This is a genomic window from Lishizhenia sp., assembly GCF_057456495.1.
The window spans coordinates 1-2510 of record NZ_JBVCPV010000282.1 but is presented as its reverse complement, the minus strand read 5'-3'; the positions used below and the strand labels follow the sequence as shown (position 1 = coordinate 2510).

At 34.5% G+C, this 2510-nt stretch carries 4 protein-coding genes; 1 reads left to right on the top strand and 3 read right to left on the bottom strand.

Annotated features, from left to right (window positions below; translation table 11 throughout):
• Nucleotides 1–249, top strand: a 249-nt coding sequence (locus AC22ZQ_RS14065; protein WP_318959396.1) for a hypothetical protein, incomplete at its 5' end; no start/stop codon positions are given.
• 126 nt (nt 250–375) lie between these two features.
• On the opposite strand, the gene AC22ZQ_RS14060 is transcribed toward AC22ZQ_RS14065, so the two are convergent.
• The 3 genes from AC22ZQ_RS14060 to AC22ZQ_RS14050 form a co-directional block, all read right to left on the bottom strand.
• Nucleotides 376–1227, bottom strand: a complete 852-nt coding sequence (locus tag AC22ZQ_RS14060) for a hypothetical protein (RefSeq protein ID WP_318959395.1) — start codon at nt 1225–1227, stop codon at nt 376–378.
• 109 nt (nt 1228–1336) lie between these two features.
• A complete protein-coding gene (locus AC22ZQ_RS14055; RefSeq protein WP_318959394.1) occupies nt 1337–1963 on the bottom strand; it encodes a DUF3239 domain-containing protein in 627 nt (208 codons plus the stop codon).
• A gap of 21 nt (nt 1964–1984) precedes the next feature.
• On the bottom strand, nt 1985–2510 hold a 526-nt coding region (locus tag AC22ZQ_RS14050), incomplete at its 5' end, for a hypothetical protein (RefSeq protein WP_318959393.1).

The window sequence follows — 2510 nt, the reverse complement described above, 5'->3', positions numbered from 1 at the left end:
GCCAACAAAATTTTGATTGGTCTGTGGAAGCAAAAGAAACGCAACCACGCTAAACCCGAAAAGTTCGATGAAGAAGAATTGAGCTTTTTAAGAACCATAAAAGAAGAGGCTCCAGCTACTTTAAGTCGACTCTACAGGAAGTCAGATTTGCCTAAAAAAAGAGTAGACAACCTACTCATACTTTTTATCTCTTGGGATTTGGTGGCAATGGATATTTCTGAAGAGGGAACTTTTTATAATTTGAAATAACGTTACTTGAAAGTGTGAATGACCTGAGAATTTCATCTTTTAACTCATCTGAAGGCTAGGGAAGTTGAACATTTATGACGATCCGATTAATGCTAAAATGGTACAAAACTATTCATAAAGATGTACTTATTCATCCCTAATGAACAAAGAAAACTTTCTAAACCTTATAACCCCATCATAACCTTTCACCCCACAAACCAAAACAAGGTTTTTCATTCCTTTTAAAACTTGCATTTCCTGTGGTGATAGGGCATTTCCCAAACCAAATACAAGCGTATCCTCATTTTCATTGCTCACACGCCAATCAGAAATTTGGTGACCTAAATCCAAACAAGGTTTTTGAGAGAAATTGGTAGTTAAGTGTAAAGTATCACTGAAAGTGTTGTAGGTTAGGGTATCCCTTATAAGCTTGTTGTTTGCATAGATATCGGGTATAGGTGGAAATTGAACACCCAATTGAAATTGATAAAACTCTCCCTGGTCTGAAATAAAATCTATAGAAATAGGAGAGGTGTTAAATGCTACTGTTTTAATAAAAAAAGCATTCGGACCTAAGGTGTCTTTCCCCAAATGTTTGTACAAACCGCAATTGGTGCAGTTGATTTGATAGGTCTCGAGCTTTCGAGGAAGTTTTAAAGTTAACCGGTTGTTATAATGTTTAATCAAAGCAGCATCTTCGGCCAAACAATTATTGATCAATACCTCAGTAGTTTCCAACGTTTGTTTTGATTTCTTGCCTTTCATGTTAGACCTATCCACATGCACTTCGCTGTTATCCGCATAAAAATAAACGATTTCATAACCGTCTTCATATTGGTACTGTTTCGGACCATAGGTTGTGGTATCTTGGAGAATTGTAGTTGTTGAGTGCGATGAACTTAAGTGCTCTATAGTTAATGCTGGATTAATGTTGCTTACTTGACCGAAGCTGAAAGTCCAGTAGAGGAGCATTAGATTTAGAAGGTGATGTATTTTCATTGCAGTTGACTTTAGTGTTAATCAAAATGAAGTTGAATTATTTACGGGTGTAATTCACTTTTGATAAAAAGTAACATCAATTGTATAAATCAATATTGACTTTATCGTGTCATTTAGTAATAGATTTCCAATCACTGGTTTCTATTTCTGTTTTGAACAATCCTGGTCTATAAGGTTTATCTAATTCTTCTAAACGACTTTTTATACTTTCCCATTGATCCATATCATAGGATTTTATTGCTTTATCAAGAACTTCTTGATCTTTTGTTGCAAAAGAAAGTGGAATAGGATTGAATCCTACCCAGTGTGGAACGTTTGGGTTTTTAGATTGTGAGTACAAGGCAACTGTAGCTATTTTATCATTTATTTTAACATTTTTAAGCGAATTACATTTTATGATTTTAATTGCAGGGTAATGACCAAACCCTTGGGTTAAATCTGTTGCTACTGCTACTAAAGTTGGACGAACTGAAATCACAATACCACCATTAGAATCTCCACTTCTAAAGTGTTCCTTCTTGTGTAACCAGTAAAATCCGTTACTGAAAAGAGAGAGAATAACCAATGGAATCAACCAAAAAGAAACCTGAATGGTAAGGAAAATTGAAAAGAGTAAAATGCTGGTCTGAACCAATATTTTTTGTGTATCATGATAAATCCACACGAATGGATTTAAGCTTGCATTACCAGGGTTACTCGCTCTTGTGTTATTGTCTACTGTAAAGTTTTTTTTCATTCTATAAATTAAAAGTGAATTCTAAATACTTTGAGGGAAAGCATCTAAGACTAGTCTTAAAACTATGAATCCTACAATAAACAAAACAGATAATGTATAGGGCTCACTAAGTTTGAATTTCTCTTTTCGAATGGCTCTAACGACTGCAACAACAAACAGAATTAATAAGGGTATGGTAAAGAAGAAATAGAATAAGGAAAGTAACAGTATAGTATCAAAAACTTTCCAGTCTCCCTTATGCCATCTTGTTACGAGTTTCGGCGATAAATCTTCTTTTTCTATGTAATTTTTCCAATCATTTTCATCATCAAAGTATATAACCACGTTGTTTATTTCATCAGCCGCAAAGTACCCTTTAGGTTGATCGGTTTGAGTAATTTCACCAATTGTATGTCCTTTGTAGAAATACCAGTTTTTAATATGTTCGACAAACGTTTTACCCCTCAGGTAAAGCGTGCATCCCTCGGTGAAATTATTAATTTTATTCCCATAAGGAGTTTCCTGTTCCCAATCACTAAAACCCATTGCAAATAGCTGTAAGGGGACT